Annotated in this window: 25 protein-coding genes and 1 pseudogene; 12 read left to right on the top strand and 14 right to left on the bottom strand. The window is 68.2% G+C overall.

What is annotated here, in order from left to right:
• Positions 1-2: 2 nt before the first annotated feature.
• The 12 genes and pseudogenes from ACWHYQ_RS03335 to ACWHYQ_RS03280 all read left to right on the top strand — a co-directional run bounded on the left by ACWHYQ_RS03335 (position 3) and on the right by ACWHYQ_RS03280 (position 12,041).
• Complete coding sequence (locus tag ACWHYQ_RS03335; RefSeq protein ID WP_447974335.1) at positions 3-1,295, top strand: glycosyltransferase family 4 protein; 1,293 nt, start codon at positions 3-5, stop codon at positions 1,293-1,295.
• Positions 1,292-2,569, top strand: coding sequence for a glycosyltransferase (locus ACWHYQ_RS03330; protein WP_447974334.1), 1,278 nt, complete (start codon positions 1,292-1,294; stop codon positions 2,567-2,569). Before ACWHYQ_RS03335 ends, ACWHYQ_RS03330 begins: the two co-directional genes overlap by 4 nt.
• Entirely contained in the window at positions 2,551-3,612 is a 1,062-nt protein-coding gene (locus ACWHYQ_RS03325) for an MraY family glycosyltransferase (protein WP_447974333.1), read from the top strand. The genes ACWHYQ_RS03330 and ACWHYQ_RS03325 overlap by 19 nt, the downstream gene beginning before the upstream one ends.
• On the top strand, positions 3,609-4,952 hold the full coding sequence (locus ACWHYQ_RS03320; RefSeq protein WP_447974332.1) for a protoporphyrinogen/coproporphyrinogen oxidase: 1,344 nt from the start codon (positions 3,609-3,611) through the stop codon (positions 4,950-4,952). The genes ACWHYQ_RS03325 and ACWHYQ_RS03320 overlap by 4 nt, the downstream gene beginning before the upstream one ends.
• Positions 4,949-6,163: a glycosyltransferase family 4 protein gene (locus ACWHYQ_RS03315; protein ID WP_447974331.1), complete on the top strand. Its 1,215-nt coding sequence runs from the start codon at positions 4,949-4,951 to the stop codon at positions 6,161-6,163. The genes ACWHYQ_RS03320 and ACWHYQ_RS03315 overlap by 4 nt, the downstream gene beginning before the upstream one ends.
• Positions 6,164-6,186: 23 nt before the next feature.
• On the top strand, positions 6,187-7,305 hold the full coding sequence (locus ACWHYQ_RS03310; RefSeq protein ID WP_447974330.1) for a DegT/DnrJ/EryC1/StrS family aminotransferase: 1,119 nt from the start codon (positions 6,187-6,189) through the stop codon (positions 7,303-7,305).
• Between the two features lie 155 nt (positions 7,306-7,460).
• Positions 7,461-8,044, top strand: a pseudogene (locus ACWHYQ_RS03305) (S1C family serine protease); the annotation flags it as partial.
• 15 nt (positions 8,045-8,059) lie between these two features.
• The gene (locus tag ACWHYQ_RS03300) at positions 8,060-8,506 is read left to right on the top strand and encodes a VOC family protein (RefSeq protein ID WP_447975514.1); all 447 of its coding nucleotides are present in this window, start codon (positions 8,060-8,062) and stop codon (positions 8,504-8,506) included.
• Positions 8,507-8,553: 47 nt separating this feature from the next.
• Positions 8,554-9,009, top strand: a complete 456-nt coding sequence (locus ACWHYQ_RS03295) for a VOC family protein (protein ID WP_447974329.1) — start codon at positions 8,554-8,556, stop codon at positions 9,007-9,009.
• A 110-nt stretch (positions 9,010-9,119) separates the two neighbouring features.
• Entirely contained in the window at positions 9,120-9,911 is a 792-nt protein-coding gene (locus ACWHYQ_RS03290) for a CBS domain-containing protein (RefSeq protein WP_447974328.1), read from the top strand.
• A 208-nt stretch (positions 9,912-10,119) separates the two neighbouring features.
• On the top strand, positions 10,120-11,058 hold the full coding sequence (locus ACWHYQ_RS03285; RefSeq protein ID WP_447974327.1) for a DNA-methyltransferase: 939 nt from the start codon (positions 10,120-10,122) through the stop codon (positions 11,056-11,058).
• Between the two features lie 5 nt (positions 11,059-11,063).
• A complete protein-coding gene (locus tag ACWHYQ_RS03280; RefSeq protein ID WP_447974326.1) occupies positions 11,064-12,041 on the top strand; it encodes a hypothetical protein in 978 nt (325 codons plus the stop codon).
• Positions 12,042-12,283: 242 nt separating this feature from the next.
• Here the strand turns inward: ACWHYQ_RS03280 and ilvD are convergent, their stop codons facing one another.
• The 14 genes from ilvD to ACWHYQ_RS03210 all read right to left on the bottom strand — a co-directional run bounded on the left by ilvD (position 12,284) and on the right by ACWHYQ_RS03210 (position 26,439).
• Positions 12,284-13,957 (bottom strand): dihydroxy-acid dehydratase, encoded by a 1,674-nt coding sequence (gene ilvD / locus ACWHYQ_RS03275; protein ID WP_447974325.1) that lies wholly within the window; start codon positions 13,955-13,957, stop codon positions 12,284-12,286.
• Between the two features lie 142 nt (positions 13,958-14,099).
• A complete protein-coding gene (locus ACWHYQ_RS03270; RefSeq protein ID WP_447974324.1) occupies positions 14,100-14,954 on the bottom strand; it encodes a hypothetical protein in 855 nt (284 codons plus the stop codon).
• A 141-nt stretch (positions 14,955-15,095) separates the two neighbouring features.
• Positions 15,096-15,914 (bottom strand): PepSY domain-containing protein, encoded by an 819-nt coding sequence (locus tag ACWHYQ_RS03265; RefSeq protein WP_447974323.1) that lies wholly within the window; start codon positions 15,912-15,914, stop codon positions 15,096-15,098.
• 106 nt (positions 15,915-16,020) lie between these two features.
• Positions 16,021-16,251 carry a YgaP family membrane protein gene (locus ACWHYQ_RS03260; protein WP_447974322.1) on the bottom strand — a complete coding sequence of 77 codons (231 nt, stop codon included), beginning with the start codon at positions 16,249-16,251 and terminating at the stop codon, positions 16,021-16,023.
• 137 nt (positions 16,252-16,388) lie between these two features.
• A complete protein-coding gene (locus ACWHYQ_RS03255) occupies positions 16,389-17,462 on the bottom strand; it encodes a DnaJ C-terminal domain-containing protein (protein WP_447974321.1) in 1,074 nt (357 codons plus the stop codon).
• 68 nt (positions 17,463-17,530) lie between these two features.
• The gene (locus ACWHYQ_RS03250; RefSeq protein ID WP_447974320.1) at positions 17,531-18,616 is read right to left on the bottom strand and encodes an ABC transporter ATP-binding protein; all 1,086 of its coding nucleotides are present in this window, start codon (positions 18,614-18,616) and stop codon (positions 17,531-17,533) included.
• A 3-nt stretch (positions 18,617-18,619) separates the two neighbouring features.
• Positions 18,620-19,435 (bottom strand): carbohydrate ABC transporter permease, encoded by an 816-nt coding sequence (locus ACWHYQ_RS03245; protein ID WP_447974319.1) that lies wholly within the window; start codon positions 19,433-19,435, stop codon positions 18,620-18,622.
• The gene (locus ACWHYQ_RS03240; RefSeq protein WP_447974318.1) at positions 19,432-20,325 is read right to left on the bottom strand and encodes a carbohydrate ABC transporter permease; all 894 of its coding nucleotides are present in this window, start codon (positions 20,323-20,325) and stop codon (positions 19,432-19,434) included. The genes ACWHYQ_RS03245 and ACWHYQ_RS03240 overlap by 4 nt, the downstream gene beginning before the upstream one ends.
• Positions 20,322-21,626, bottom strand: a complete 1,305-nt coding sequence (locus ACWHYQ_RS03235) for an ABC transporter substrate-binding protein (protein WP_447974317.1) — start codon at positions 21,624-21,626, stop codon at positions 20,322-20,324. Before ACWHYQ_RS03235 ends, ACWHYQ_RS03240 begins: the two co-directional genes overlap by 4 nt.
• 74 nt (positions 21,627-21,700) lie before the next feature.
• Positions 21,701-22,306 carry a TAXI family TRAP transporter solute-binding subunit gene (locus ACWHYQ_RS03230; protein ID WP_447975513.1) on the bottom strand — a complete coding sequence of 202 codons (606 nt, stop codon included), beginning with the start codon at positions 22,304-22,306 and terminating at the stop codon, positions 21,701-21,703.
• A 362-nt stretch (positions 22,307-22,668) separates the two neighbouring features.
• Positions 22,669-23,631 carry an ATP-binding protein gene (locus ACWHYQ_RS03225; protein ID WP_447974316.1) on the bottom strand — a complete coding sequence of 321 codons (963 nt, stop codon included), beginning with the start codon at positions 23,629-23,631 and terminating at the stop codon, positions 22,669-22,671.
• Entirely contained in the window at positions 23,628-23,885 is a 258-nt protein-coding gene (locus tag ACWHYQ_RS03220) for a MoaD/ThiS family protein (protein ID WP_447974315.1), read from the bottom strand. The genes ACWHYQ_RS03225 and ACWHYQ_RS03220 overlap by 4 nt, the downstream gene beginning before the upstream one ends.
• Positions 23,886-23,930: 45 nt before the next feature.
• Positions 23,931-24,926: a galactose-1-phosphate uridylyltransferase gene (galT, locus tag ACWHYQ_RS03215; protein ID WP_447974314.1), complete on the bottom strand. Its 996-nt coding sequence runs from the start codon at positions 24,924-24,926 to the stop codon at positions 23,931-23,933.
• Between the two features lie 4 nt (positions 24,927-24,930).
• A complete protein-coding gene (locus ACWHYQ_RS03210; protein WP_447974313.1) occupies positions 24,931-26,439 on the bottom strand; it encodes a hypothetical protein in 1,509 nt (502 codons plus the stop codon).
• Positions 26,440-26,441 lie beyond the last annotated feature (2 nt).

Raw genomic sequence — 26,441 nt, 5'->3', positions numbered from 1 at the left:
GCATGGTGCGGCGACTGTTCTGCCGCGTGGTCGGCGAGCGGGGCTTTCTGGCCGCGCACGCGCTCCTGGAGCGCCTCGGGAGCCTGTCGGCCGGGGGTGGGCCCCGGAGGGCGACGCCAGGCTTCCGCCGTGACCGGGCCACGTTTGGGGTTAACATCGCCGGCTCGGTCGTCTCCGAAGGCGGGGTGGCCGAGGGGGCGCGCGGGATCATCCGGGCGGCCCAGGCGGGGGCGATTCCCCACGTCGTGAACCGGTTCGACATCGGGGTGCCGCGGTACGCGGATCGAGCCCTTGAGCACCGGGCATCTCGGGACAACCCCTACGGCGTGAACCTCGTGCACCTCAATCCGAACCAGGTCCCCCGGTTCTTCCGGGCAATGGGGCGGGACTATGCCGCGGGCCGGTACAACGTGGGATTCTGGGCCTGGGAGCTCGCCGCGTTCCCGCGGCGCTGGCTGGATCGCTTCGCCTACTTCGACGAGATCTGGACGCCCAGCACGTTCTGCCGGGAGGCCTTGGAAGCCGTCGCGCCGGTCCCGGTGCGGGTCGTCCCGCATCCGATCGCGAGCGGCAACGGGGGGGCGCCGGCTCGGCGGCGGTTCGGGTTGCCGGACGACCGGTTCGTGTTTCTGTTCATGTTCGACTTCTACAGCGTGTTCGAGCGCAAGAATCCCCTCGCCGTCGTGGAGGCCTTCCAGCGCGCCTTTGCGCCTGCCGAGCCGGTGCTGCTGGTGCTCAAGTTCTATAACGCGGAGATCAATCCGGCTGGCCATGCGCGGCTGCGAGAGGCGGCCCGACGACCGAACGTGCGTCTGCTGGACGGCTGGATGCCTCAGGAGACGCTCCGGGTCCTGCTGGCCTGCTGCGACGCCTATGTGTCGCTGCACCGGGCCGAGGGGTTCGGCCTGACCCTCGCCGAGGCCATGGCCTTGGGCAAGCCCGTCATCGCGACCGATTATTCGGGGAACCGGGACTTCATGACCCCGGAGAACAGTTTCCTGGTGCGAGCCCGATTGACGGCGCTTGCGCGGAGCTACGGGGCCTACGAGAAGGGGCAGGTCTGGGCGGAGCCGGAGGTGGACGACGCAGCCCGGTGGATGCGCTACGTCTTTGCCCACCGGGAGGCGGCCCGGCAAGTGGGCCGGCGCGCCGCCGCAGATATCCGCGCGCGGCTGGCTCCGGCCGCCGTCGGGTCGCTCATCCGGAGCGAGTTGCGGCGGATCTTTCAGGAGTCGGAGCCGGTCGCGGGATCCGCCGGTGGGCCGGGTGAGCCTTGCGGAGAGGCGGGACGATGACCGAGAGGCACGGGAGGGCGATGGCCGGCGCGGCTGCTGCCTCGAGGCCGGTCAAGGTGATGCTGTTGACCGTCGGGCTGGATGTCGGCGGGACGGAGGCGCACGTCCTGGAGCTGGCCTCGCGGCTCGACCCCCGCCGCTATCGGGCGACTGTCTGCGGCCTCAAAGGGGACGGCTGCCTCGCCGCGGAACTCCGGCGGCGCGGGGTCCCGGTCGCAACGCTTGGGGGCGCCGGCCGGCTCGATGTCCGTGTCCTGCCCCGGCTCCTGCGCCTCATCCGGTGCGAGCGCCCGGATGTCCTCCATGCGTTCCTGTTTCGAGCCAACCTGCTGGCGCGCGTGGCAGGGAGGCTCCTGCGCGTGCCCGTCGTCATCTCCTCCTACCACGAGCTGGAGCTGCTGCGCGTGCTCCGCTACCGGCTGCTGGATCGGTGGACCGCCCGGTGGTCCTCGGCGATGAGCTGCTGCTCCGAGGCCGTACGCACGTTCATCCTGGACCGCGTCGGCGGGGACCCGGCGCGGTACGTGACTATCCCCTTCGGGGTGGACCCAGAGCGGTTCCGGGACGTGCCCGCGGCCGATCGGCGAGAGTTCGGGCTGCCGGCCGAGGGGCCGGTGATCGGAACCGTGTGCCGACTGGTGGAACCGACCAAGGGGCTCTCGGTCCTGCTCCGCGCGTTCGCCCAATTGACCCGGGAGCGCCCTGAAACGTCCTGTCGGCTCCTCATCGTCGGGGAGGGGCCGGCCCTGGAGCCGCTCAGGCGGCAGGCGGCGGCGCTGGGTATCGAGCCGGCCGTGGGGTTCACCGGGCTCCGCCGGGATATTCCGAGGTTGCTGCCGCTGATGGATCTGTTCGTCCTGCCCTCCCTCCACGAGGGGTTCGGCATCGCGATCCTCGAGGCGCTGGCGGCGGGGACGCCGGTGGTGGCCACGGCCGTGGGCGGCATCCCCGAGATTGTCACCCACGGGAAGACCGGGCTGCTCGTCCCGCCCGGCGATCCCCAGGCCCTGTGCCGGGCCCTGCAGATGATGCTCGCAGCGCCCGGTTGGGCCCGGGTGCTGGGCCGGCAGGGCCGGGAGCACGTGCGGGCGCGGTTCTCCATCGAGACGATTGTCCGGCAGCACGAAGCTCTCTACGCGCACCTGATCGGGCGCCGGCCCGATGGCGCGAAGCTCGCCGGCGGCCCGTCGGAGCAACGGGCTGAGTCTCGGGCCGTTCCTGCGCCGCTGGCATCAGACCAGAAGGAGGCTCTCTCATGGTCCTGCTCCTCCTGACCTTCGTCCTCGCGTTCCTGCTCGCGCTCTACGGCGTCCCCGTGGCGCGCCGGGCGGCGCTCAGGTACGGCCTGGTGGATGCGCCGGACGGGCGGCTCAAGCACCAACGGGAGCCGGTGCCCTACCTGGGCGGGCTCGCCGTGTACCTGGCCTTCCTGGTGAGCCTCGCGTTCACCTTCGAGTTCCGCCAGGACGTGCTCGGGATGATCCTAGCGGGCACGCTGCTCGTGCTGCTCGGCCTCATTGACGACTTCGGCGTGCTCTCGCCGGGCGTCAAGCTCGCGGGCCAGGGCCTCGCCGTCTTCGTCCTGATCAAGAGCGGGGTGCAGATCAAGATCGCGGCGCTGCCGGACTGGCTGGCCCTGGCCCTGACGGTCCTGTGGATGATCGGGATCATCAACGCCTTCAACCTGCTGGACATCATGGACGGGCTCTCGGCCGGGGTCGGGCTCGTGAGCGCTATCTTCCTGCTCGTCGTGGCGCTGCTCAACGGCGACCAAGTGATCGCCTTCATGGTGACCGCGCTGGCCGGAAGCCTGCTGGGCTTCCTGCGCTACAACTTCCATCCGGCGAAGATCTACCTGGGTGACACGGGGGCCCTGTTCCTGGGCTTCATGCTGGGCGCGCTCGCGATGATCGGCCAGTACCCCGGGGATCATCCGGTCGCGCTCGCGGCGCCGCTGCTGATCCTGGGCGTGCCGATCTTCGACACGCTCTTCGTCGCATACATCCGGTCGCTCCGGGGACTACCGATCTTCCTGGGGAGCCCGGACCACATGGCGCTCCGGCTGCGGCACTGGGGGTTGACGGTCCCGCAGGTGGTGACGCTCAGTTGCGCGGCCTCCGTGGTCATGGGCGGGGTCGGGCTCGCCGTCATGTTCGTGGGGCTGGAGACGGCCCTCCTGTTGATCGGCGTCACGGTTGGCGGGCTGGCGTTTACCGCAGTCGCGCTGACGCGCGTCCCCATGCCGATTCCGTCGGCGACGGCGCCGCTCGCGGACGCGAACGGGCGGGGCTTGCAGGCCGGAGGGAGCACCCGATGATCGCCATCGTCGGCGCCGGCCTGGCCGGACTCAGCACCGCCTTCCATCTCCAGACCCTGCCCTACCGCCTGTTCGAGCGGGAGCGGGAGGCCGGTGGGCTCTGCCGTTCCTACCAGGTCAACGGCTTCACCTTCGACATGACTGGCCATCTGCTGCATTTCCGCCAGGCGGAGATCAAGGCGTTGGTCGAGGGCCTGTTGGCCGGCCGCCTGGCGCGACACCAACGCCGTTCCTACATCTACTCCTACGGCACCTATACGGAGTATCCGTTCCAGGTGAATACACACGGGTTGCCGAAGGAGATCGTCCGGGACTGCTTGCTGGGCTTCATCGCCACGCTCACCCCCTCCCGCCCCCTTCCCGCCCAGGCGGCCTCGTTCAAGGATTGGATCCTCGAGAACCTGGGCGAGGGTTTCGCCAGACATTTCATGGTGCCGTTCAACGAGAAGCTCTGGCAGGTGCCGCTGGAGGAGCTGACGGCCGACTGGGTCTCCTGGCTCATTCCGAAGCCGGAACTGCGGGACGTGGTGAACGGCGCCCTAGGGATCAAGGACAAGGCGTTCGGCTACAATCCGACCTTCCTGTACCCGGTGGAGGGGGGCATCGAGATCCTGCCGAAGGCCCTGCTGCCAGCGGTCGGCCAGATCGCCTACGAGGAGGAGCTGGTCGAAGTGGACACGGCGAGGCGCCGCGCGGCCTTCCGCAGCGGCGCGAACGGGACCCGCGTCGTGGACTACGACCGGCTGGTCTCGACAATCCCGCTTCCGGAGTTGGTGCGGCGCTGCACGGACCTGCCGCCGCCCCTGCGCGAGGCGGCGGTGGGGCTCCGCTGCGTGTCGGTGTATAGCGTGAACCTCGGCGTGGTGCGCGAGCGGCTCACGGACAAGCACTGGATCTACTTCCCCGAGCCCGAGTATCCCTTCTACCGGGCCGGCTTCCCCATGAACTTCTCGCCGTCCCTCGGCCCCGCCGGGTGCAGCTCCCTCTACGTGGAGATCTCGCACCGGCCGGAGGAAGCCATCCCCGAGGCCGAGGTTCTCAGGCGAGTTCGGGTCGGATTGGAACGGGCGGGGATCTTCCGGCCGGACGAGGAGATCGTGGCGGCCGATGTGCGGGACATCCGTTACGCCTACGTTCTCTTCGACCGGCACCGGGCTCGTGTGGTGGGGCCGCTCCTGGAATGGCTAGAGCGCCGGGGGATCCATTCGATCGGCCGTTACGGACGCTGGGAGCACAGCTCCATGGAGGATGCGCTCAGCCAGGGGAAACGGCTGGCCGAGCGGCTGCAAAGGGGCCGGGAGGGCGAGCCGCTCGCGGAGCCGGCCTTGGCCCGGACATGACCTGGCCGGCCGCCGTCGCCCATGTCATCACGAAGCTGGAGCTGGGTGGAGCCCAGCAGAACACCCTCTACACGGTCTCGCATCTAGACCGCGCGCGGTTCCGTCCCGTCCTGATCACTGGCGAACCTGGCCTATTGGACGACGAGGCCCGGGCGCTCCCCGACGTCGAATTCCATCAGGTCCCCGCGCTGGTCCGTCCGATCAATCTCCTCTCGCCGCTCGCCGACCTCCGGGCGCTCCTCGCGCTGACCGCGCTCCTCAAGCGGCTGCGCCCCGCGATCGTCCATACGCACTGCTCCAAGGCCGGCATCCTCGGCCGCTGGGCGGCCCGGCTGGCGGGCGTGCCGATCCTCATCCATTCCATCCATGGGTTCGGGTTTACGCCGGATCAGCCAGCGGCGCTGCGCCGCGCCTTGATCGTGCTCGAGCGCTGCACCGGCCGATTCACCACGCGGTTCTTCGCCGTGTCCGAGGCGAACCGGCGGGCGGGCGTCGCGCTCGGCCTGTTCCCGCCGGACCGGTGTATGGTGGTCCGGAGCGGGGTGGACCTGGCGGCGTTCCGGTCGTGCCGCGTGGATCGCCGTGCGAAGCGGGCGGAGCTGGGGCTCGGCCCGGACCGACCCGTCGTCGGGATGATCGCGCCGCTCAAGCCGCAGAAGCGGCCGCTGGATTTCGTCCGGGTCGCCGCCGCGGTCCGGGTGCGCCGACCCGACGCGCAGTTCTTGCTGGTGGGCGACGGCGAGCTGCGGCCGCTGATCGAGCACGAGATCCGGCGGCTTGGCCTGTCCGAGCTCTTCGTGCTCCCCGGCTGGCGGCGCGACGTACCGGAGATCCTCCGGTGCCTGGACGTGTTCGCGCTCACCTCCGCCTGGGAGGGGCTGCCGCGGGTGTACCTAGAAGCGCTGGCGAGCGGGGTGCCGGTCGTCGGCACCGCGGCGGACGGCGCGGCCGAAGTCATTCGCGACGGCGAGAACGGCTTCCTCGTCGAACCGGGGAACGTGCCGGCGCTCGCGGAGCGCGTCCTGCGCGTGCTGGCCGACCCGCACTTGGCGGCTGATTTGGGCAGGCGCGGACAGGCCCTGCCGCAGGAATTCGACATCCGGGAGATGGTGCGGCGGCAGGAGCGGGAGTACGAACGGCTGCTGCTGGAGCAGGAACGGCTAAAAGGCTTGAGCGCGGCGCGTGACTGTGGTACACCAGCGCATCGCTGAGCGGCGCTCGGAGGACATGCCCCGTGCAGGTGCCCCTGCTGGATCTCAAGGCGCAGTATCGGCAGATCAAGGCGGAGGTCATGGCCGCCATCGAGGCGGTCTGTGAGGAGCAAGGGTTTATCCTCGGGCCTCGGGTGGTCGAGCTCGAGCAGGCGGTCGCCCGCTACGTGGGCGCGACTCACGCGGTCGGCGTGACCTCCGGGAGCGACGCGCTGCTGCTCGCGCTCATGGCGGCCGGCGTCGGGCCCGGCGACGAAGTGATCACGGTCCCGTTCACCTTCTTCGCCACCGCCGGCGCCGTGTCCAGGCTGGGGGCGAAACCGGTTTTTGTGGACATCCGGCCCGACACCTTCAACCTGGATCCGTCCCGGATCGAGCGAGCGGTCACGCCGCGGGCGAAAGCCATCATCCCCGTGCACCTGTTCGGCCAGTGCGCGGAGATGGAGGCGATCAACGAGGTCGCCCGACGCCGGGGCTTGGCGGTCATCGAGGACGCCTGCCAGGCGATCGGCGCGAGCCGGAACGGAGTCAAAGCAGGCGTGCTGGGGGATGCGGCCTGCTTTAGCTTCTTTCCGACGAAGAACTTGGGGGGGGTCGGGGACGGGGGGCTCGTCACGACGAACGACCCGCGTCTCGCGGACGCGGTCGCGATGCTGCGCGTCCACGGGTGCCGGACTAAGTACGTGCACGAGCGGATCGGCATCAACGGCCGGCTGGACGCGCTTCAGGCCGCCGTGCTGACCGTCAAGCTCAAGCACCTCGACCGCTGGACCGAGGGGCGGCGCCGGAACGCAGCGCGCTATGAGCGTCTCTTCGAGGAGGCGGCACTGCTGGATCGCGTCGTGCTTCCCAGGACGCAGCCGGGCAACGAGCACGTGTTCAATCAGTTCACGATCCGCGCCCAGAGGCGCGACGAGCTGCGGGCCTGGCTCAAGGATCGCGGCGTCGGCACCGAGATCTACTATCCGCTCCCGCTCCACCTCCAAAGCTGCTACCGTACGCTGGGCTACCAGAAAGGGGCCTTCCCCGAGTCGGAACGCGCCGCCGAAGAAGTCCTCTCCCTGCCCGTCTACGCCGAGCTGACCGACGACCAGCTCGCCTATGTCGTCGAGTCCATCAAGGCCTTCTACCAAAGCCACTGACCGGGGCCGGAGCGCCCTTGCGAGCGGCTGAATCGTCAACGAAATGAGATGGATCGGGTTGCCGTCGCGGAACGACGGATCGGGTCGGTTGACTTGGTTCTATGTAGGACTATACTATCAAAAACCGAGTTGGGTGGGAGGGAACAATGATAATGATGAAGGGGGGGCTTACCCTCGCGGCTACGGGTCTGGTGGAGCCCGACCAGGATCGGGGCAGCGACCAGCCGGCAGCCGGGGATGCGGAGTGGCTGGATGCCTACTCGCAGGCGGTGGTCCGTGCGGCCGAGCGGGTCGGCCCTTCGGTCGTAAACATCGCCGTGCGGCGCCGTCCCAGGGGCAGGCGCCTGCCGGACGTGGAGGGCAGCGGCTCGGGGTTTATCGTGACGCCGGACGGGTTCATCCTGACCAACAGCCACGTCGTCCACGGGGCAGCCGAGATCGACGTCACGCTCCTGGCGGCCAGCGTGTCCGGGCCGACCTCGTCGGCGACGACCCGGACACGGACCTCGCGGTGATCCGGATCGCGGCGCCGAACCTGGTCGCGGCGGCCCTGGGGGACTCTCAGGCCATCCGGCCGGGGCAACTGGTCGTCGCGATTGGCAATCCTTACGGCTTCTAATCCACGGTCACGGCCGGGGTCGTCAGCGCGCTGGAGCGAACGCTTCGGTCGCGGTCCGGGCGGCTTATTGACAGCGTCATCCAGACTGACGCGGCGTTGAATCCCGGCAACTTGGGCGGAAAGGACGGTGACCTCATGAAGGCGCGCTGCCTGGGCCACGTGGTGCTGTATGTCGGGAATCTGGAGCGGTCGCTGGGTTTCTACCGTGATCTGCTGGGGTTCATGGAGATCGGCCGGCTATTCGGTGGCGCGGCGGCCGCCTTGACCTCGGGGCGCACGCATCATGAGCTGCTGCTGATCGAGGTGGGCGACGCGCCGGGCCCGCCGCCGGGCCGACGTCGCGGGCTCTACCACATCGGGATCAAGGTCGGGGACAGCCTGGAAGAGCTGCGCGCGGCCAAGCGGGAATTGGATCAGGCGGGCATCCCGATCACCGGTATGAGCGACCATACGGTGAGCCAGAGCCTCTATCTCGCGGACCCGGACGGGAACGAAGTGGAGCTGTACGTGGATGCGGACGAAGCGATCTGGAAGCAGAATCCGCAAGCGGTCCTCGCGCCGATCAAGCCGCTTCGGTTATAAGGTCCACCGCAAGACCTCGCCGGGGACAGAGCCAAGGAGGAGACCCGATGGCGGTTCAGGTGTACGGCTGCAACCACGTCGCGATCGAAGTCACGGACGTCAGGGCCGCGGTGAAGTTTTACGAGGACGTATTCGGGCTGAAGATGCTGCGTGGGGGAGAAGGCGCCGCCTGGTGCAAGCTCGGGGAGCACCAGTTCATGGCCATCCTGGAGGTGGAGAGGCTCGAGCCGGACCGCGCCAGGCATTTCGGCCTCATGGTGCGGGACGAGGCGCAGGTCCGGGAAGTCCGCGAGAAGCTTGTCAAGAAGTACGGCCTCAAGCTGGAGCCGGGCTTCCAGTGCGACTTTCGCGACCCCTGGGGCAACCGGATCCAGGTCGGGGATCTCCACGATGAATCGCTGGCCTGGCTGCTGCCGTATGCGGAGGTCCAGTCGCTCGGGATCACGTTTGAGCCTCAGGCTGCACGCCGACCAGCAAGGCGGAAAAAGAACCGAACTCCCTGAGGTTGTCGCACAATTCCCCGCGCGGCGCCCGCCCGTCGCCCCGGCTCTTGCCGACTCGCGTCGAGAGGCGTACCATCCTGTCGGGGTGAGCCGGTGGTGGAGGCGACGCCATGAGTCAGCACCTGGCACCCAGGTCGGATCGTCAGGACAAGCGGGGCGATCCGCTTGACGAAAACATCAGCCGGCTGCGCGAGCAGCTCGCCCACCTGACCGCCGTGCTGACGAAGACGAAGGCGCAGGCCGCGCCAAACTTAGAGGACTTCGATCTGGACACCGAGCGCGTGATCACGCGGGCCTTTGGGGAGGCTTCCGAGCTGCTCGAGGCCTACCAGTACGCTCAGCTCGGCGACGCCTCCGGGCTGGTCAATCTCACCGAGGAGGCGCCGGAAGTCGGCACCCACGACGCCGGCTACGAAAGCCTGCTCCAGCGGAAGCGGGTGCTGGAAAGTTGCCTGGCGGAGCTCGAAGCGCGCCGGGCCCAGGTCGGCGGCAAACCGGTTTGGGTCTCGCAGGCGATGATCGGGCCCCAGGTGGCCGACCACATGACGGCCGACGTCCGTAGCGTGCATGCCGACGCGTCGCTCAAGGAGGCGGCTTGGCTGATGCGGGATTGGAAGGTCGGCTCCCTCCTGGTCGCCGACGACCGCCGGTACGTCGGCGTCATCACGGACACGGACCTGGCCCGCGAAGTCGTCGCCGGCGGGCTGGATCCCGCCGTCACGCCGGTGCGCCGCTGCATGCGGCAGCCGCCCGTGACGATCGAGGCGGACCGGCCGATCATCGAGGCGGTCCGCCTGATGAAGGAGCAGGCCACCCGCCACCTCGCGGTGACCCAGGACGGCCAGATCATCGGGGTCATCTCCGTATCCAATATTCTCCGCTACTACTCCGGCGTGGCTTGAGGCGAATCCGGCCGCTGCACGTGCTCGTCTAGGCCGGGTGGACGCTACCCCTTCGCCTCTGTTTCTCGACCAACCTCACCGCTTTCTGGCAAGAAGGTTCGCTAGCGGCGGAAATCCAGACTTGACCATATATATGAAAAGCTTGCCCATAGCCCACAAGATGTAGTATAAGGTTCACTTGTTGAGGACATCGCCACCGAACAAGTCCATGACCTTCAAACCTTTTCACACGACGGGTTTCGGAAAAGCATACCTCGGCGATGCACTGCCCATCATGACCGAGATGGCGAGCGACTCCGTAAACCTCATTGTGACGTCCCCACCATTTCCTCTTACATTTCAGAAGAAAAAGCCTTATGAGGCCGCGCGCTTGGACAAATTCGTCGAGTGGATCCTCCCTTTCGCCGTGCAGTGGAAGCGATTGCTCAAGGAAGACGGAAGTCTGATCATTGACATCGGTGGTGTATGGAACAAAGGCGTCCCAACGAGAAGTTTGTATCAGTACCACTTGTTGCTGGCACTGTGTGAACGAGTCGGGTTCCATTTCGCCCAAGACTTCTACTGGTACAACCCGGGTGCCATGCCTGCGCCTGCCGAGTGGGTGAACGTCCGTCGAATTCGGGTCAAATGTGCCGTCAACCAAGTGTGGTGGCTCAGCAAGACGCCTTGGCCAAAGGCGAACAACCGGAACGTCCTCAAGGAGTACAGCGACGACATGCTCCGCCTCCTCGCTCGTGGATATCGCGTGAAGGCTCGCCCGAGCGGCCACAACATCACCGCGAAGTTCAACAGGAACCACGGCGGTGCGATTCCGCCAAACTTGATCGAACTTGGGAACAACGACTCAAACGGTGACTATCTCAAGCGTTGTCTGGAGGCGGGGCTGCCGGTGCATCCGGCACGGTTCCCCAGGGGATTGCCTGAGTTCTTCATCAAACTCTGCACCGATCCCGAGGACCTCGTCCTGGACCCGTTCGCCGGGTCAAACGTCACCGGTGAAGCGGCCGAACGACTCGGCCGACGGTGGATCGCGATCGAGGTGGTGAGGGATTACTTGGAAGGTTCGAAGTTTCGGTTCGCCGAGCCTCCGCTTCTGGCTTTCATGCATAAGAACAAGCCGAAAGGGAAAGGCGCTGCACAAGCCTGAGTCAGTTGAGGCACTTCAAGCGTTTATTCCGGACCCTCCTTGACATTTACGGCGACTCCATCCCTCCCGTTCGAGAAATCCGTCTGGCCCTAGCGGTTGGAAGAGTTCTCAGTGGGGAGCCCCTGGCTAAAGTCTGTGCTGAGCTGAAACTCCAACGCCGCCGGGTCGAGAACCATGCCAACCGCGTTCGCGCCAAAGACGTGGCCGGACTCTCTGTCGCCGAATACCCGATCAGCTTGGATAACTTGGCCGCAAGGCGACAGGGGATCTCCCAGATGCTCCTGGGCGCGCTCGCGGAGCGCCGTTTCGAAGAGCTCACAGATATCATCACTGGCGGGAGGGTCCTGAAGATTGAGGATCATCGCCCCTCGAGGAGCGACACCGACTACAGGCTCCTTAACGGGAATGGGAACCCGATCTGTCGCCTGAACATCAAGTTCCATGGCACCCTGTTCCGAGACGCCGCGCGCTATGTCGGTCTCGAACCGCTGGATTGTTTTGCTTTGGCGACGTACAAAATTCACAACGCGCTCAAGCGACAAGAGGCTGAACGATTGCCGTATGTCTTTCTTGTCCTAAGTATCCCAGACCTAAGGTCGGCGGACTTGGGTCCGCTCATACCCGATGACTATGTCTGGGCTTTGGCGGTCCTCGAAGGTAAGCGAGCACTGGAAGAAGCCATTGTTGATCGGCTTCGCTCAACGGGCCACCGCGATCACTTCCGTCCAATATTCGAGCGAATGACAGAGGGCCAATTCCGGATCATTTCGGCTCAGAAAGCGTACAAGTTGCTCCGCGAGAAGCTTTTTGAACGAGTCCATGCCCTAACGTTAAAGGGCTTCACCAGGAGATTCCGGAACGCCGAAGTGGACATGCACTTCTCACTGTCAACCGAGCTGACCCCCATCCGGACCTTTCTTGAACTCCTAGTCCGTGAAAGCCCTCAGAAATTCGCCGTCGGCCTCTACATCGGGGATTATTAACCAATCCATCGGGGCTCTTCTGCCACTGCTCGCTTCCTCTCGCTGGAGCCACGGATGGAGCGGAGGGTGCGTGAGGGCGCGCAGCATGGCGGGAAACTGCCTGTGGAAAACCGTGAGGGCGCCCCGAGCCATGCTGTGACTCCGATCGGGCAAGCGGCCAACAGTATGGCTGCGGAAGGCGGCCCTTTCACCAACGCATCATGCTGCCGCTAGGCGCGTGCGCCGTTCGTCAGCCGAGGCCGCTAGCTCGTCACCGCACCCTCTGATGCCGACGACACGTGCCGGGCGTACTTGGCCATAACGCCACTCGTGTAGCGCGGGGCGGGGTGCTTGACCTTCTTGAGCCGCGCCTGAATCTCCTTCCGCGTCAGCTCCACGTCCAGCCGCCGCTTCGCCACGTCGAAGACGATCATGTCGCCGTTCCTCAGCGCCGCGATCGGGCCGCCCTTAATCGCCTCCGGGGCCACGTGGCCGGCCATCAGGCCGTGCGTCGCGCCCGAGAAGCGGCCGTCGGTCAGGAGCGCAACCGAGTCGCCGAGCCCCTCGCCCACGATCGCCGCGGTCACCGCCAGCATCTCGCGCATACCGGGCCCGCCCGCCGGCCCTTCGTACCGGATCACGACCACGTCGCCGGCCCGGATCTGCCGGGCCTTCACCGCCGCGAAGGCGTCCTCCTCCCGGTCGAAAACCTTCGCCGGGCCGCGGAACTTCGCCATCGAATGGCCCGCCACCTTGACCACGCAGCCTTCCGGCGCGAGGTTGCCTTTCAGGATCACGAGCCCGCCCGTGGGCTTGATCGGGTTGGTCAGCGGCCGGACGACCTCCTGGCCAGGCGTCTCGACGGCCTGGGCCGCCTCCTCGCTGATGGTGCGTCCCGTCACGGTCGGCCGGTCGTGGTGGAGGAGGCCTGCGTCCAGGAGCCGCTTGGCGACCAGCGTGGTCCCGCCTGCCGCGTAGAGGTCGGCGGCCATGAACCGGCCGCCGGGCTTGAGGTCGGCGAGCAGCGGGACCCTCCGGTTGATTCGGTCGAAGTCGTCCAGCGTCAGCTTGACACCCGATTCGCGGGCGACCGCCAGGAGATGCAGGACCGCATTCGTGGAGCCGCCGGTCGTCGCTACGGCCGCGATCGCGTTCTCCAGCGACTTGCGCGTGATGATCTGCTGGGGGCGGAGGTCGCGCTCGAGCAGCGCCATCACGAGCCGGCCGGCCTCGAAGGCCACGTCGTCCTTGCGCGGGTCCATGGCGGGGATCCCATTCCAGCCCATCGGGGAGATGCCCAGGAACTCAAAGGCGATCGCCATCGTGTTGGCGGTGAACTGGCCGCCGCAGGCACCCGGGCCGGGACAGGCGTGGTCCTCCAGCTCCTTCAGCTCCGCGTCGGTCATCGTGCCGGCCGCGTGGGCACCGACCGCTTCGAAGACGTCCTGGATCGTAACGGGCCGGCCCCGGAACTGGCCGGGCAGGATGGAGCCGCCGTAGAGCATGAGCGAGGGGACGTTCAGCCGCGCCAACGCCATGACGGTTCCGGGGATCGTCTTGTCGCAGCCGGAGAGCGCGACGACGGCGTCGAAGAGGTGGCCGCGCGCGACCAGCTCGATCGAGTCGGCGATGACCTCCCGGCTGATGAGCGAAGCCTTCATGCCCTCGGTGCCCATCGCGATGCCGTCGGACACGGCGATCGTGTTGTACTCGATCGGCGTCCCGCCGGCCGCGCGGATGCCCGCCTTCACGCGCTCGGCGATCCGGCGGAGGTGGTAGTTGCAGGGCATGACCTCGATCCAGGTGTTCGCGACGCCCACCAGGGGACGGGCCAAGTCCTCGTCGGTGAAACCGACCGCTTTGAGCATGGCCCGGGCCGGTGCCCGGCCCGGGCCTTCGGTCAGGTCGCGGCTCTTGCGCTTGAGTTCGCTCGACATGGGGCTCCTCTGTGATGGTGACGACGAGCTGGCACTTTCTCACAGAAGGGGAGAGGCGGTCAATCGGATGGGTTGGGCGGGCGGATCGGTGCCAAAGGCCCGCCCGCCGGGGCACAGATGCCCCGGCAAAGGCAATGCACGGTCAGCTCCGGGCGGGAATCGTGCGGGGCAGGGCGATGTCCGCGACCTTGCCCTCCTCGTCAATGAGCAGGAGGATCTGTTCGCCTGGCGGAACCTTCGCGAGCTTCTCCAGGACGAACGGCCGGAGCTCGTAAGGCTTCTCCTCGCCCCGCTCGGTCTTGATCGTGATCCAGTTCACTGGCTTTACGATCGTGCCTTTGACGCCTTCATAGGGCGCTTTGGGCGGGGACTTCTTCCAGGTCATTGCGGCGCGATACAGGACATGCTCGCTCCCGAAGGTCGCATCCACGACCTTGTTGGCCTGGTCGAGCAGGAAGATGGCCGGCACATTGGTCGGAATCGCGGCAACCTTGCTTCGCGCGAGCGGCCGCACCGCGACAGCCTCCTCCTTGCCGTCCTCCATGCGAATCACGGCCCACTCGTGGCCGACGGGCAACGGCTGAGCCAGTTGGCCCAGGACGATCCGATACCACGGTTCCTGGTCGGCAAGACGGTAATCGATGACGAGGTTCTGGTCGTTCACGGCGAGCGTGAGCCGATCCCCGCGCTTCAACGGGGGCAGCCCCTTCTCTAGGGCTTCCTTGACCGGGATGAAACGCGGCTCGACTTCGCCCGTGTTTATCCGGACCATGTCGCCGACCACACGCTCCACGGTCGCGGAAAGAAGCCGGTGTCCAGGGAGAAGGACGATCTGGGCCTTGCTCGCCTGCCCGGTCTCACCGGACTTGCCAGGCTCCAGACCTGTGGACGGTACCGCTCCTGTGCCGGCAGAGGCCGGTAGGGCCAGCAGAACAGCCAGGAGCACGGCAACTCCACGCGTCTTGAGTTGAAGCAGCTTGCCTCCGCGGTTGTTCATGCACACCCCTCCTTCCTTTGCTGATCACGGCATCAAGGAATAATGCAGCTCGGTGGGAAGTCAAGACCTCGGAAAGGATCGGGCGGACCAAGTCGGGCGGGCCTTGTGGGCGGCGGGGTGTCCCGCCGCCGCGGCGCTATGTCAGTCCTTGACCTCGACGAGCTTGCCGTCGTGGGCGTCCACGTGGAGCTTCTGCAGGTTCCCGTCGCCGGTGACAATCTCGACTTCCCAGAGCAGCTTGCCGTCCTCCTCCTCCAGCTCGGCCTCGACGACTTTGCCGGCCACCTTCTGGCCGGCAGTCTTGACCGCCTCCTCAAGGCTCACCTTGGCTTTGCCGGCGAAGCGGACCTTCTCCTTGTCCTCGCTCTCCCGCTCCGCTTCGGCTTCCCTGCCGTCCCGCTTGCCGTACAGTTTCATCCGCTCATGGACAGCCTTGAGCTTGTCGCGCTGCTCCGGTGTGAGCACCGCCTTCGCGTCGCGCTTGGCCTTAATCGCCGCCATGCGGAGCCCCACTTCCAGCTCCTCGCTCTGCTTCACCTTCGCTTCGATCGCGGAGAGGTCGGATTTCTCGTCGTCGAGCAGGGCTCGCAACTCGCGCTCGGCGATCATGATGTCGGCCTCGGTCTTGATCCGGGTCTTGTCAAGGTCGAGCTGGATGGCCTTGAGCTTGGCGACCTGCTCGTCCGTGAGGCCGAATCCCTTGGCATATGTGAGGAGACTGCGGATGAAATGTCCGGTGCTGCCGTGGGCCATGCTTCTATGCCCGCCGTGGCTGCCGTAGCCGCCGCCGTGGCCCTTGCCGTAGCCCTGCTCGTGCCCGTACCCCTTCCCGTGACCGGACTCCTTCGAGTAGCCCTCCATCTTCCCGTGGCCAACCTCCGGGTCTGCTAAAGCCGGCTGAACGCTCAGCCCGAGTACCGCCATCAGCGCTAATGCTCGCATGAAGACCTGGGATTTCATCCTTCTTTCCTCCATTGCTCGCTTGCGTGGCGACGGACGCTCCCTTGGTCGCTGCTGCGACCGCCGAAGTAAGGGTGCGAACGCCCGCCTCGTGGACGGGTCAGCGCTAGGCCGCTTTGTGGCCGCGCGGCTCCGCCTTCGCCGGGCAGGTGTTGATCCCGAACAGCTTCCACGCCGGACAGAAGCCGACGGCCCCCGTGACCAGCGCGACGGCGCCGACGACGTAGGCGACGCCGGCGGCCCAGCCGGGTAGCCCCGCCGCATAGCCCAACACGATCAACCCCGCGCCCAACGCAATCCTGATGGCTCGCTCGACTCCGCCGAGGTTGCAGGACATAGCCACACCTCCATTCCTTGCTTGCCTGGGCCGCCGCGCTGCCTATTGTGCGCGGCGGGGCCGTACCTCCGCGGCCTAGTTGCGCCCTCCAGTATGGCCGTTCCTTCCTCGGAAGTGCAAGCCGCGTCGTTGCGGGTCTATGCCGGGCGCTCCCGGGCTTTGCGCAGCAGGTCAGCGCGCGGGTCCGGACGCGGGATCCGCGCGAGCTGCTCGTAGAGCCGCCGCTCCTCCTCCGTGCCAGCGGCGGGAAGGACAAGCTGGAGGACGAAGAACAGGTCACCGGAGTCGCCCGACCGGGTCGGCAGCCCCTTGCCCTTGAGCCGGAGCTTGCTGCCGGAGGAACTGCCCGGCGGGATTTTCACACGCACCGTATCGGTGAGGGTGGGGGCGACGACCTCGGCGCCGAGCGCAGCCTCCCAGGGCCAGACCGGCAGGGTCACGTGCAGATCGTGGCCCTGTCGCTGGAAGACCGGGTCGGGCTCGACCTGGATCTGAAGGTAGAGATCGCCTCGTCGCCCGCCGTTCGCGCCCGGCCCGCCCTTGCCGGGAACCCGAAGCCGCGTCCCGTCCTCGACGCCGCGCGGGATGCGCACGTCGAGCGTGCGCGTGTCGGTCCGATGGCCGGCGCCGGCGCAGACTGGGCAGACATGCCCGCGCTGGCCCCCGGTGCCCGCGCAGGCGGTGCAGGGGACCGGCTCGGAAAGCTGCAGGCGGCGGGTGGTCCCGGTTGCCACCTCGCGGAGCGTCACGCGCACCGAGGTTTCCAGGTCCTGGCCCGGCTCAGCGGACTCCGAGAATCCCCGAGACGACCTGGCGCGCGTCCGGCCGGAGAAGAACCGTTCGAAGAGATCGGCAAACTCGAAGCCCTCCCCGCTGGTCGCGCCGGGCTCCGCTTCCCAGCCGAAGGTCGAGGCCCAGCCCGCGGCGCCGCCGCTCGCGGCCGCCTCCGCCCTCGCCCGTTCGTACGCCTCGGCTTCCTGCCAGCGGTGTCCCCACTGGTCGTACTTCTTGCGTTTCTCGGGGTCGCTGAGGACTTCATAGGCTTCGTTCAGCTCCTTGAACTTCTGCTCCATTTGGCTCTTGCGGGCGCCCGTGTGCAGGTCCGGATGGTACTGCCGGGCCAGGCGACGAAAGGCCTTCTTCAGCTCGTCCTGGCTCGCCGTCCGGGGGACGCCGAGGACCTCGTAGTAGTCACGCTGGGTCGTGGCCATGCTTCGACAAGCTCCGAGACAGTCTCAGCTTACGGGCTCGGCGGCGGCTTTGCAAGCTGAAGAACGCCTCAGGCCCAAGGCATGCGGCGGTCCGCAAGGAACAGGTGCAGCCGGTCGAGCGGGAGATACAACGTCCGCGGGGCGCCCGGAGCCACGGACACGCCGCGCGCGAGCCGCACGGCCAGCCGGCGGTCGCCGACGACGACGTGGAGCAGCCGGTCCGCGCCCAGGTCCTCCATGACGTCCGGATCCGCCTTCACGCACAGCTCCGGGCGGCCTGCGGGCTCGAGCCGGATGTCCTCCGGCCTGATCCCGAGCGTGGCGGGACAGGTCGGCCGCGCCGGCAGCTCACGCGGGTCCGGCAGCTCGAGCGTCAGCGCGCCCGCGCGAAACAGCCAGGTGTCGCCCTGCCGTTCGAGGACCCCGTCCAGCAGGTTCATGCCGGGACTGCCGATGAACGCGGCCACGAAGGGATCGGCCGGCTCGTCGTAGATGCGCTGGGGGGTGTCGGCCTGCCGGATCCGCCCGCGCTCCATCACGATGATGCGGTCGCCAAGGGTCATCGCCTCCACCTGGTCGTGCGTGACGTACAGGATGGTCGCACCCAATCGGCGGTGGAGCCGCTTCAGCTCCACCCGCGTCGCGGCGCGCAGCCGGGCGTCCAGGTTGGACAGCGGCTCGTCGAACAGGAACAGCTTGGGCTTCCGGACGATCGCGCGCCCGATCGCGACCCGCTGGCGCTGGCCGCCTGAGAGCTCGCCGGGCCGGCGGTCCAGCAGGGGAACGATGTCGAGCAGCTCCGCCGCTTCCGCGATCCGCGCCTCGATCACGGCGCGCGGCTCGCCGCGCATCCGGAGCCCGAAGGCCAGGTTCTCGCGGACCGTGTAGTGCGGGTAGAGCGCGTAGTGCTGGAACACCATGGCGATGTCCCGGTCGCCCGGCGAGCGATCGTCCACCGGGGCACCGCCGATGAGCACCTGGCCGGCGGTCTGCGGCTCGAGCCCGGCGACGATGCGGAGCAGCGTGGACTTGCCGCACCCGGAGGGGCCTAGCAGGACGGCGAACTCCCCGTCCTCGACCCGGAGCGAGACGTCCTCCAGGGCGGCGACGCCGCCGAAGGACTTCCGGATGCCGCGCAGCTCCAGCTCGGCCATCGCTCACCCCTTGACGGCGCCGGCCGAGAGGCCCGCGACGATCCGGCGCTGGCACAGCACGACGAGCAGCACCAGCGGGAGCGTCGCGAGCACGGAGGCGGCGGCCAGCTCCCCCCAGGGCATCGTGAACTCGCCCTGGAACAGCGCGATCCCGACCGGGAGGGTCTGCAGCTCCGGCCGCGTGAGGATCAGGAGGGCAAAGAAGAACTCGTTCCAGGCGTAGATGAACGTCAGGATCGCCGCGGTGAAGAGGCCGGGCGCGGCGAGCGGGAGCAGGATGAAGCGCAGGGTCCGCCAGGGGCCGCAACCGTCCACGCGGGCGGCCTCCTCCAGCTCGACCGGGAGCTCCTTAAGGAATGTCGCAAGGATCCAGACGACGAGCGGCAGCGTGAGCGTGACGTAGGGGAGCAGGAGACCCCAGCGGGTGTTCAAGCCGCCAAGTCTCTCCAGGAGTCGCCACACCGGCCCCGCGATCGCGATCTGGGGAAACATCGAGAGGCTGAGCAATCCGCCGAGGATCCACCGTGTCCCCGGCAGGCGGAGCCGCGCCAGCGCGTAGGCGGCGGGGAGGCCGATGCCCAGCGCCAACACGGTCGTCAGGCCCGCGACGATCAGGCTGTTGGCGAGGTAGTCGGTGAGATGGTACGACCCCAGGACGGACCGGTAGAACTCCAGGCTGCCGGAGGGCCACCAGGTCGGCGGGACGGCCTCCACCTCCCGCTGGGTCTTCAAAGAGGTCAGGAGGAACCACAGGAACGGGAACAGGCTGCCGCCCACGGTCAGCAGGATTCCGAGGCCGAGCAGGAGTCGTCTCGTCATCGCGGCTCCTTGGCGAGCAGGCTCGAGCCCACCGCCCGGATGTAGAAGAGCGACAGGACGAAGATTGCGAGGAAGACCGTCACCGAGACCGCCGCGCCGTATCCCACCCGCCCCTCGGCGAACAGGGCCTGGTAGCCGTAGAACTGGAGCACCGTGGTCGCCCCGCCGGGCCCGCCCTGGGTCATGACGAAGACCAGGTCGAAGACCCGGAACGCGTCCATCGTCCGGAACAGCAGGGCCAGGAGCAAGGCGGGCCGGAGGAGCGGCAGCGTGACGTGCCAGAAGCGCCGCCAGCAGCCGGCCCCGTCGAGCCGCGCGGCGTCGTAGAGGTTCTCCGGGATGGTCTGCAGCCCCGCCAGGATGAGCAGGCCCGCGAAGGCGGAGGTCTTCCACACGTCGGCCAGGACGATCGCCAGAAAGGCGAAGCCCGGATAGGCCAGCCAGGGCACATACTGGGCCACGCGCTCGCCGAACAGGAGCAGGTTGGCGAGCCCGAACTGGTCGTTGAAGATGTAGCGCCACATCTGCGAGGCCACCACGGTGGGGATCGCCCAGGGGATCAGCGCCGCGGCCCGTACCCAGCCGCGCGCGGGAAACCGCTCGTGGATCACCAAGGCGAGCCCGAGCCCCAGGGCCAGCTCCAGGGCGGTCGAGCTGAGCACGAAGGCGAACGTCACCACGAAGGCCTGCCGCGCCGCGGGATCGGCGGCAAGGGCCCGGTACTGGTCCAGCCCCACGAAGGGCTCGCCGAGCGACGGCAGCGCCAGCACGATCCGGTGGAGGCTGAGGACGAAGGACTCGGCCACCGGATAGAGGGCGAACAGCCCCGTGCAGATGAGCGCCGGGGTCACCATGACCCAGCCGGCGCGGGTCTCGCCGCCAGGTCTCACGGCTCGCCTCCGGTCAGCGCGAGCAGGCGGGCGATCTGCCGGTCGGCCGCGGCCGCTTCGCCCGCGAGGTCCGTGTCCCGGACGGCGAGCGCGCGGCTGAAGTAGCGTTGGAGCCGGTGCGACAGGGCGGGGTAGAGCGGCGTGCGCGGCCGCGGCGTCGCGGCCTCGAGGGCCGGGCGCAAGGCTTTCCACTGGGGGGCCGCGCGGCGCACCTCCGGCTCGTCGAAGAGGGCGACCCGGGAAGGTGCGATCCCCGCCTGGACCGCGAAGAGCCGCTGGATCTCCGGGCTGGCGAGGAACCGGATGAAGGCCCAGGCCGCCTCCGGGTGGCGTGACTCGGCATTGATGCCGTACAGCCACCCGCCGAGCGCCGCGGCGCGCCGGCCGCCCGCGAACCGCGGCAGCGGCGCGACGCCGACTCGGCCCGCGACTGTGGAGCGGGCTGGATCGTTCGCGATCTGCCAGGCGTAGGGCCAGTTCCGGTGGAAGACCGCGTGGCCCCGGACGAAGGCGGCCAGCGACTCCGGCTCCTGATAGGTCAGCACGGCCCGGGAGGCCAACCCAGTCAGCAGCCGGTCGCGGACGAACCGGACGGCGGCAAGCGCCTCGGGTGCGGCCAGCATCGTCTGGAGGCCGTCCTCGGCGAGCAGCCGCCCGCCGCCGCTGACGATGAATTCGAGCATGTTGCAGACGAGCCCTTCGTATTGCTTGAACTGGCCAGTGTAACCGCGGAGCGCGGGGTGCCTCGCGGCCTCGCTGGCTACGATCGTCTGCGCCTGGTGTACGAGTTCCTCCCAGGTCTCCGGCGGTGCGAAGCCGTACCGCTCGAGGAGGTCGGCACGATAGTAGAGCAGCCCGCCGTCAATCCGGCTCGGGACGCCGTAGAGGCGGCCCCGATACCGGCCGGCCTCGACGGCGGCGGGCAGGAACTGCGCCTGCTCGGCGGGCCCAAACCAGTCGTCGAGCGGCCGCACCCAGCCGGCCGCTGCGAACTCCGGCACCCAGACCACGTCCATGAAGAAGAGGTCCACCGCGGCGTCGCGGTTCTTGAGCTTCTGGGTCAGGAGGTCGTGGTAGGCGGTCGAGGAGTGGGGCGCGATCTCGCGCACGATCCTGATCGCCGGATGGGCCTCGGCGAACCGGGCGATCGCCTCCTCCCAGACCCGCGGATGGTCCGGCTTCCAGGAAATGAACCGGAGCTCGATGGCGGGGGCGGCTCCGGCGGGCGCGTCGGCGGGCCCCGCGCCGGGCATCAGGAGCAGGCTGCTCGCCCACATTGCGAGCGTCTGGCGTAGGCGCATCGTCGGCTCTCCCCCGCCCACCTTACACCAGCCGCCGGGCTTGCGCAAAAATCTCTGGGGCGGGAGGGGGCGGGCTAGTCCTTCTCGTCGAGCCGGCTCAGGCGGACCCGCGCGAATTCCTTCACGGACTCGTAGGTTTCCTTGTCGATCTTCTTGCTGGCGAACAGGCGGGAGGCCTCGCCCTCGACGGCGAGGACAGCGTCCTTGGTGCGCGCGAGCTCCAGTTGTCGGACCAGCGACTGAAAGACGGCCTCGACGATCCGGTAGGCCTCCTGATCGCTCAGCGTGCTGCTGCCAATCAGTACCTCGTCCACGGCGAGGGGCTTCGTTTCCTTGGGCGGGAACTTGGCGGGGGTGGGATAGCTCGCTGTGGGAATGCTGGTCACGTCCAGGAACGGATGCGACCGGTGGATGCCCTCGGCACGGTCCACTTCCAGCAGGGCAAACCGGCCCTTGCCGGCCAGGTCCTTGACCGCTTCCGTGCTGTAGGCGGTGAGAAAGATGGCGATCTGGATCTCGTTGGCTTCCAGCGCCTCTTTGGCCAGGCCGAAGCTCCAGTCGTGGCCGACGATCGCAAGGTCCACCGGCCCGTCGGGCCGCCCGTCGAGATCCGTGGAAAACCCGTAGTGATCGAGCACGAGGCTCGCCACCTTCCGCGTCCCGCTGCCCTCCGCGCCGATAAAGGCCTTGCCGGACGGCTGCTTGGCGAGGGTCCGGATCTCGCTCGGCTCGAGCGTGCCTGGGCCGCCCGTGCCGGCGGCTCCGCTCTGCTTCTGCAGCTCGATGCCCTCTTCGGCCAGGGCGAGCTGCGCTTACCCCTGCCGGATACGCATCACGTTCTCCACAGCGCCGCGGGACGGCAGGTTGCTGAAGATGATCCGGCGCCCGCGCGGGAAGCCGGGGAAGGCTGCAGTGTCACACGAGCGCGAGGCCGCTGCCCGTGGTCCCCTTCGTCAGGTTGGTCGAGGGGCCGGCGAGTGGGTGAGTGGCGCGACCAGCCGCGCAGCGGAGTGTTCAGCCCGGTGCAAGGGGGAGCGGGGCGCTAGCCGGTCGCGCCGGCTTTCGCGCGCGCCATCATCTTGCAGTAGGTGCAGGTCTCGCCGGTCGTGGGCTGCCCGCAGGTGGCGCAGGGGCGGAGCGCGGCTCGGTCCTTCTCGGCCATCGAGGCCTCAGTGGTCTGCGCCTGCCCTGAGGCCTGTTGCAGGGCCCGGGCCTGCCGCTCGAGGAAGCCCCAGTAGAAGGTCTGCTTGGTGCCGGGCGACTCCATCTCCAGGCGGTTGAGGACGTCCTTGTACAGGAGCATCTTGGAGCCCTTGGCCATGGGGCATTCCTCGACGATGTAATCCAGGCGGTTCAGGACGGCGTAGGCGGCGATCTCGCGCTCGGTCAGCCGGTAGAGCGGCTTGACCTTCTTCGCGAAGCCCTCCACGGAGGCCGGCAGCGCGGGGCCTTGCTTCTCCAGATACTCCTCCTGCCAGTGCAGGAGGTTCCCGAGCAGGCGGGCCGCCTCGTCGTCGAGGTTGTGGCCCGTCGCCATGACGTCGTAGCTGTGGGCCACCGCCGCCCGGTTGAACTGGTACCGCTTGATCGTGCCGCAGGTGGAGCAGGTGGGGCGATGGACCAGGTCTGCCAACTCCCGGATGCCTGCCCCCTCTTCTTCCTTCACCTGGTGGATCAGGAGCTGTGCCCCGTGGGCTCTGGCCGTGGTCTCGGCGAACCGCTCCACCTTCTCGCGGGACTTGGCCGAATAGCCGGGGATGCCGAGGTCCACGTACAGCGCGTCGGCGCGGTAGCCCAGCTTCAGCAGGATGTCCCACAGGGCGAGGCTGTCCTTCCCGCCAGAGACCGCGACCAGGATGCGGTCGTTCCGCCCGAACATCCGCTCGCTCTTGATCGCGCGCGCGACCTGCTCGTGGACGAACCCGTTGAAGCAGGGCTGGCAGAACGCCGCATTGTGGCGCGGTAGCCCGATCATCGCCTTCGTCTTGCACTTGATGCACTTCATCGCTTTTCCAGTCGGGCGCGTTCCCCCCTGCCCCTTGCCGCGAACCCCGTGCCCGTGGCGCAGCCGCCCGAGATCACCGGCCGCACCTCGACCCGGTCGTCGTCCCGCAGCCACTCGTCCTCGGTTACGAGATCGTCGCCCCGGATGACGAGGTGCGCCTCGGGAATCAGGTTCAGCTCGCGCAGCAGCTCGCCCGCGCGCTTGGGCCCCTTGACCTCGACGTCCCGGTCCGGATGGCTGAGGCGCACCTTCATAGGGCGATGATACGCTGAGCGCCGGCGCGGGGCAAGGGGCGGTTCTTAGATCTCCGCGTCCCGCAGGAACGTCGCCGCCTCCTCCGGGGCGACCGGGTTGATGTAAAAACCGGTCCCCCACTCGAAGCCGGCCACCTGCGTGAGCTTCGGGATCAGCTCGATGTGCCAGTGGTAGAAGTCGCCGGTCTTCTCGTGCAGCGGCGAGCTGTGCAGGATGAAATTGTACGCTGGGCGGGCGAGCACCCGGTCCTGCCGCCGGAGCGCCTCCGAGAGCATGCGGGCGAGCAACTCGAACTGGGTCTTCTGGCTCTCTTCGAAGTAGGCGGCGTGCCGCTTGGGGAGGATCCAGGTCTCGAACGGGAAGCGCGGCGCGAAGGGGGTCACGCAGAGGAACTCCGGATTCTCGGCGACGAGACGGGAGCCGTCGGCCTGCTCCTGCCGGATGATGTCGCAGTAGATGCAGCGCTCCTTCTGTTGGTAGTGCGCGCGGCAGCCTTCGATTTCGTCCGTGACACTGGTCGGGACGATCGGCAGCGCAATGAGCTGCGAGTGCGGATGCTCCAGCGTCGCGCCGGCGGCCGCGCCGTGGTTCTTAAAGACGAGGATGTATCGGAGGCGCAGATCCCGCTTGAGGTCCACGATGCGGTCGCGGTAGGCCCAGAGCACATCCTCGATCTGCTTGGCTGGGAGGTCGGCCAGGCTGGCCTTGTGCTCGGGGGTCTCGATGATGACCTCGTGCGCGCCGATCCCGTTCATGCGGTCGTAGAGCCCGACGCCCTCCCGGCCCAGCTCGCCCTCGATCTGGAGCGCCGGAAACTGGTTGGGGACGACGCGCACGTGCCACCCCGGCTGGTTGGCCGGGCTTCCGGGCGGGCGGTAGGCGAGGATCTCTGGCGGGGTCAGCGACTCCTGGCCCGGGCAGAAGGGGCACTGGCCGCCCGCGGCGGGCCCCGCAAGCTGGTGACGAGTGAAATCGCCTGGCCGCTGGGCGGAGATGATCACCCACCGGCCGACCACTGGGTCGCGGCGCAACTCGGGCATGCCGTCAGACCCTCCACATGATGGACTCGAAGTTCCGGTCGGGCACTCGGAGGCGAAGGGGGTGGTGGCACGGGTGCCGTTCCACTTCCAGCCCCTCCTGCGTGACGAGCAGGCTGAGCCTAAGCTCCTGGCCTGCCGAGAGGCCCAGGACCTTGAACGGTACCGCCAGCTCGATGACCCGTTGCCGGCGGATCGTGTCGATCCGGCCGGCCTCGACCCAGGCGCCGCCGGGTGCGGCCGACCAGAGGGTGCACGCGTCCGGCCCGGGCGGGCCGAGCGGGAAGGCCAGCTTATGGCGGGCTGTCTCGGTGGCGATCTGAAGGTCCACGGCGGCCGGTCCGGCTGCCTGGTCGGTGGCTGGATCGAGGCGGAGGAACAGGGTCTCGAGATCGAACCCGAACAGGATCGCGGCGAAGCGCGGTTGCCCGCGCCACATGGCGCCCAGCGGCGCGGCAGGATCGATGTGCCCGGCGCCGCGCCACTCGAAGAAATCCGTGACCAGGCCGTCTATCACCGGGCGCAGCAGGCTGACGGGCCAGCGAATCGCGTCCGGCTCCCGCGCGCCGAGCACCGGCTCGCTGAGGAACTCTGGGACGGGAAGCCCAGCCCGCAGGAAGACGTTCCGGAGATGCGTCCGGAACAGACGGTCAAATTCGGCCTTGTAGTCGGAGTGGAACTCGTCCCCGTACCACCAGAACCAGTCGCTGCCCTCGGCCGCGTAGATCTCCTCCCAGGCGTGCCGGGCCTGCTCGGGCGCCAAGCCGGGGCTCGCCTCGGCCAGCCGGGCGCGCGTCTCGCGGAGATAGTCCCAGCCGCGGTTGTCCTCGGGGTGGCCGATCCAGATGCCGAAATCGGCGTTGATCCAGGAGCCCGAGTGGAGCCGCTCCAGGCGCGTCGCCGGGGGGTGATGGTCCAGGGCCCGGCTGACCGTCTCGGTCTGCAGCACCGCGCCGTGAAGGATCTGCTGCGGCGGCTCGGTCAGACGTCGGTAGAGGTCCGTCAGGAAGGGCTCGCCCCCGCCGGGATAGTGCTCCCACGGGTTCTCGCCGTCGAGGATGACGGCGACGAGCGCCTGGTCCCCGGGTGCCTGCCGCCCCGCGGCCTCCACCCGGCGGAGCACGTCCTCGACCGCTGCGGCCGGCGGAGTTTTGGCGTAGACGAAGCCGAAGGCGTCGGACAGCTCGCGGTCGCGGAACAGGATGGCGACCTCTTCACCCGGCTCCCCAACCGTATAGGGCTGGTACAACGCGTCCGCGCGACGCCACGGGCGGTGCGCCGCCTCGAGCGAGCGCGCCAGCACGCCCTCGTCGGTGGCCAGCCAGCGCAGGCCCGCGCGGCGCACCATCGGAACCAGCTCGGGACAGACGGCGCCTTCGGAGGGCCAGAGCCCGGCCGGCGGGCGCCCGAACACCTCATGGTGAAACGCGACGGCCCGCTGGAGCTGCGCCTCCGCGTCCTCTGGCGTCCGGAAGCGCCGCGGCAGGGCGGTCTCCGGCCGCGCTCGGCGGGCCAATG

It is taken from the genome of Nitrospira sp. Kam-Ns4a, from assembly GCF_965152595.1.
This window is presented reverse-complemented; position numbering and strand designations above follow the sequence as displayed.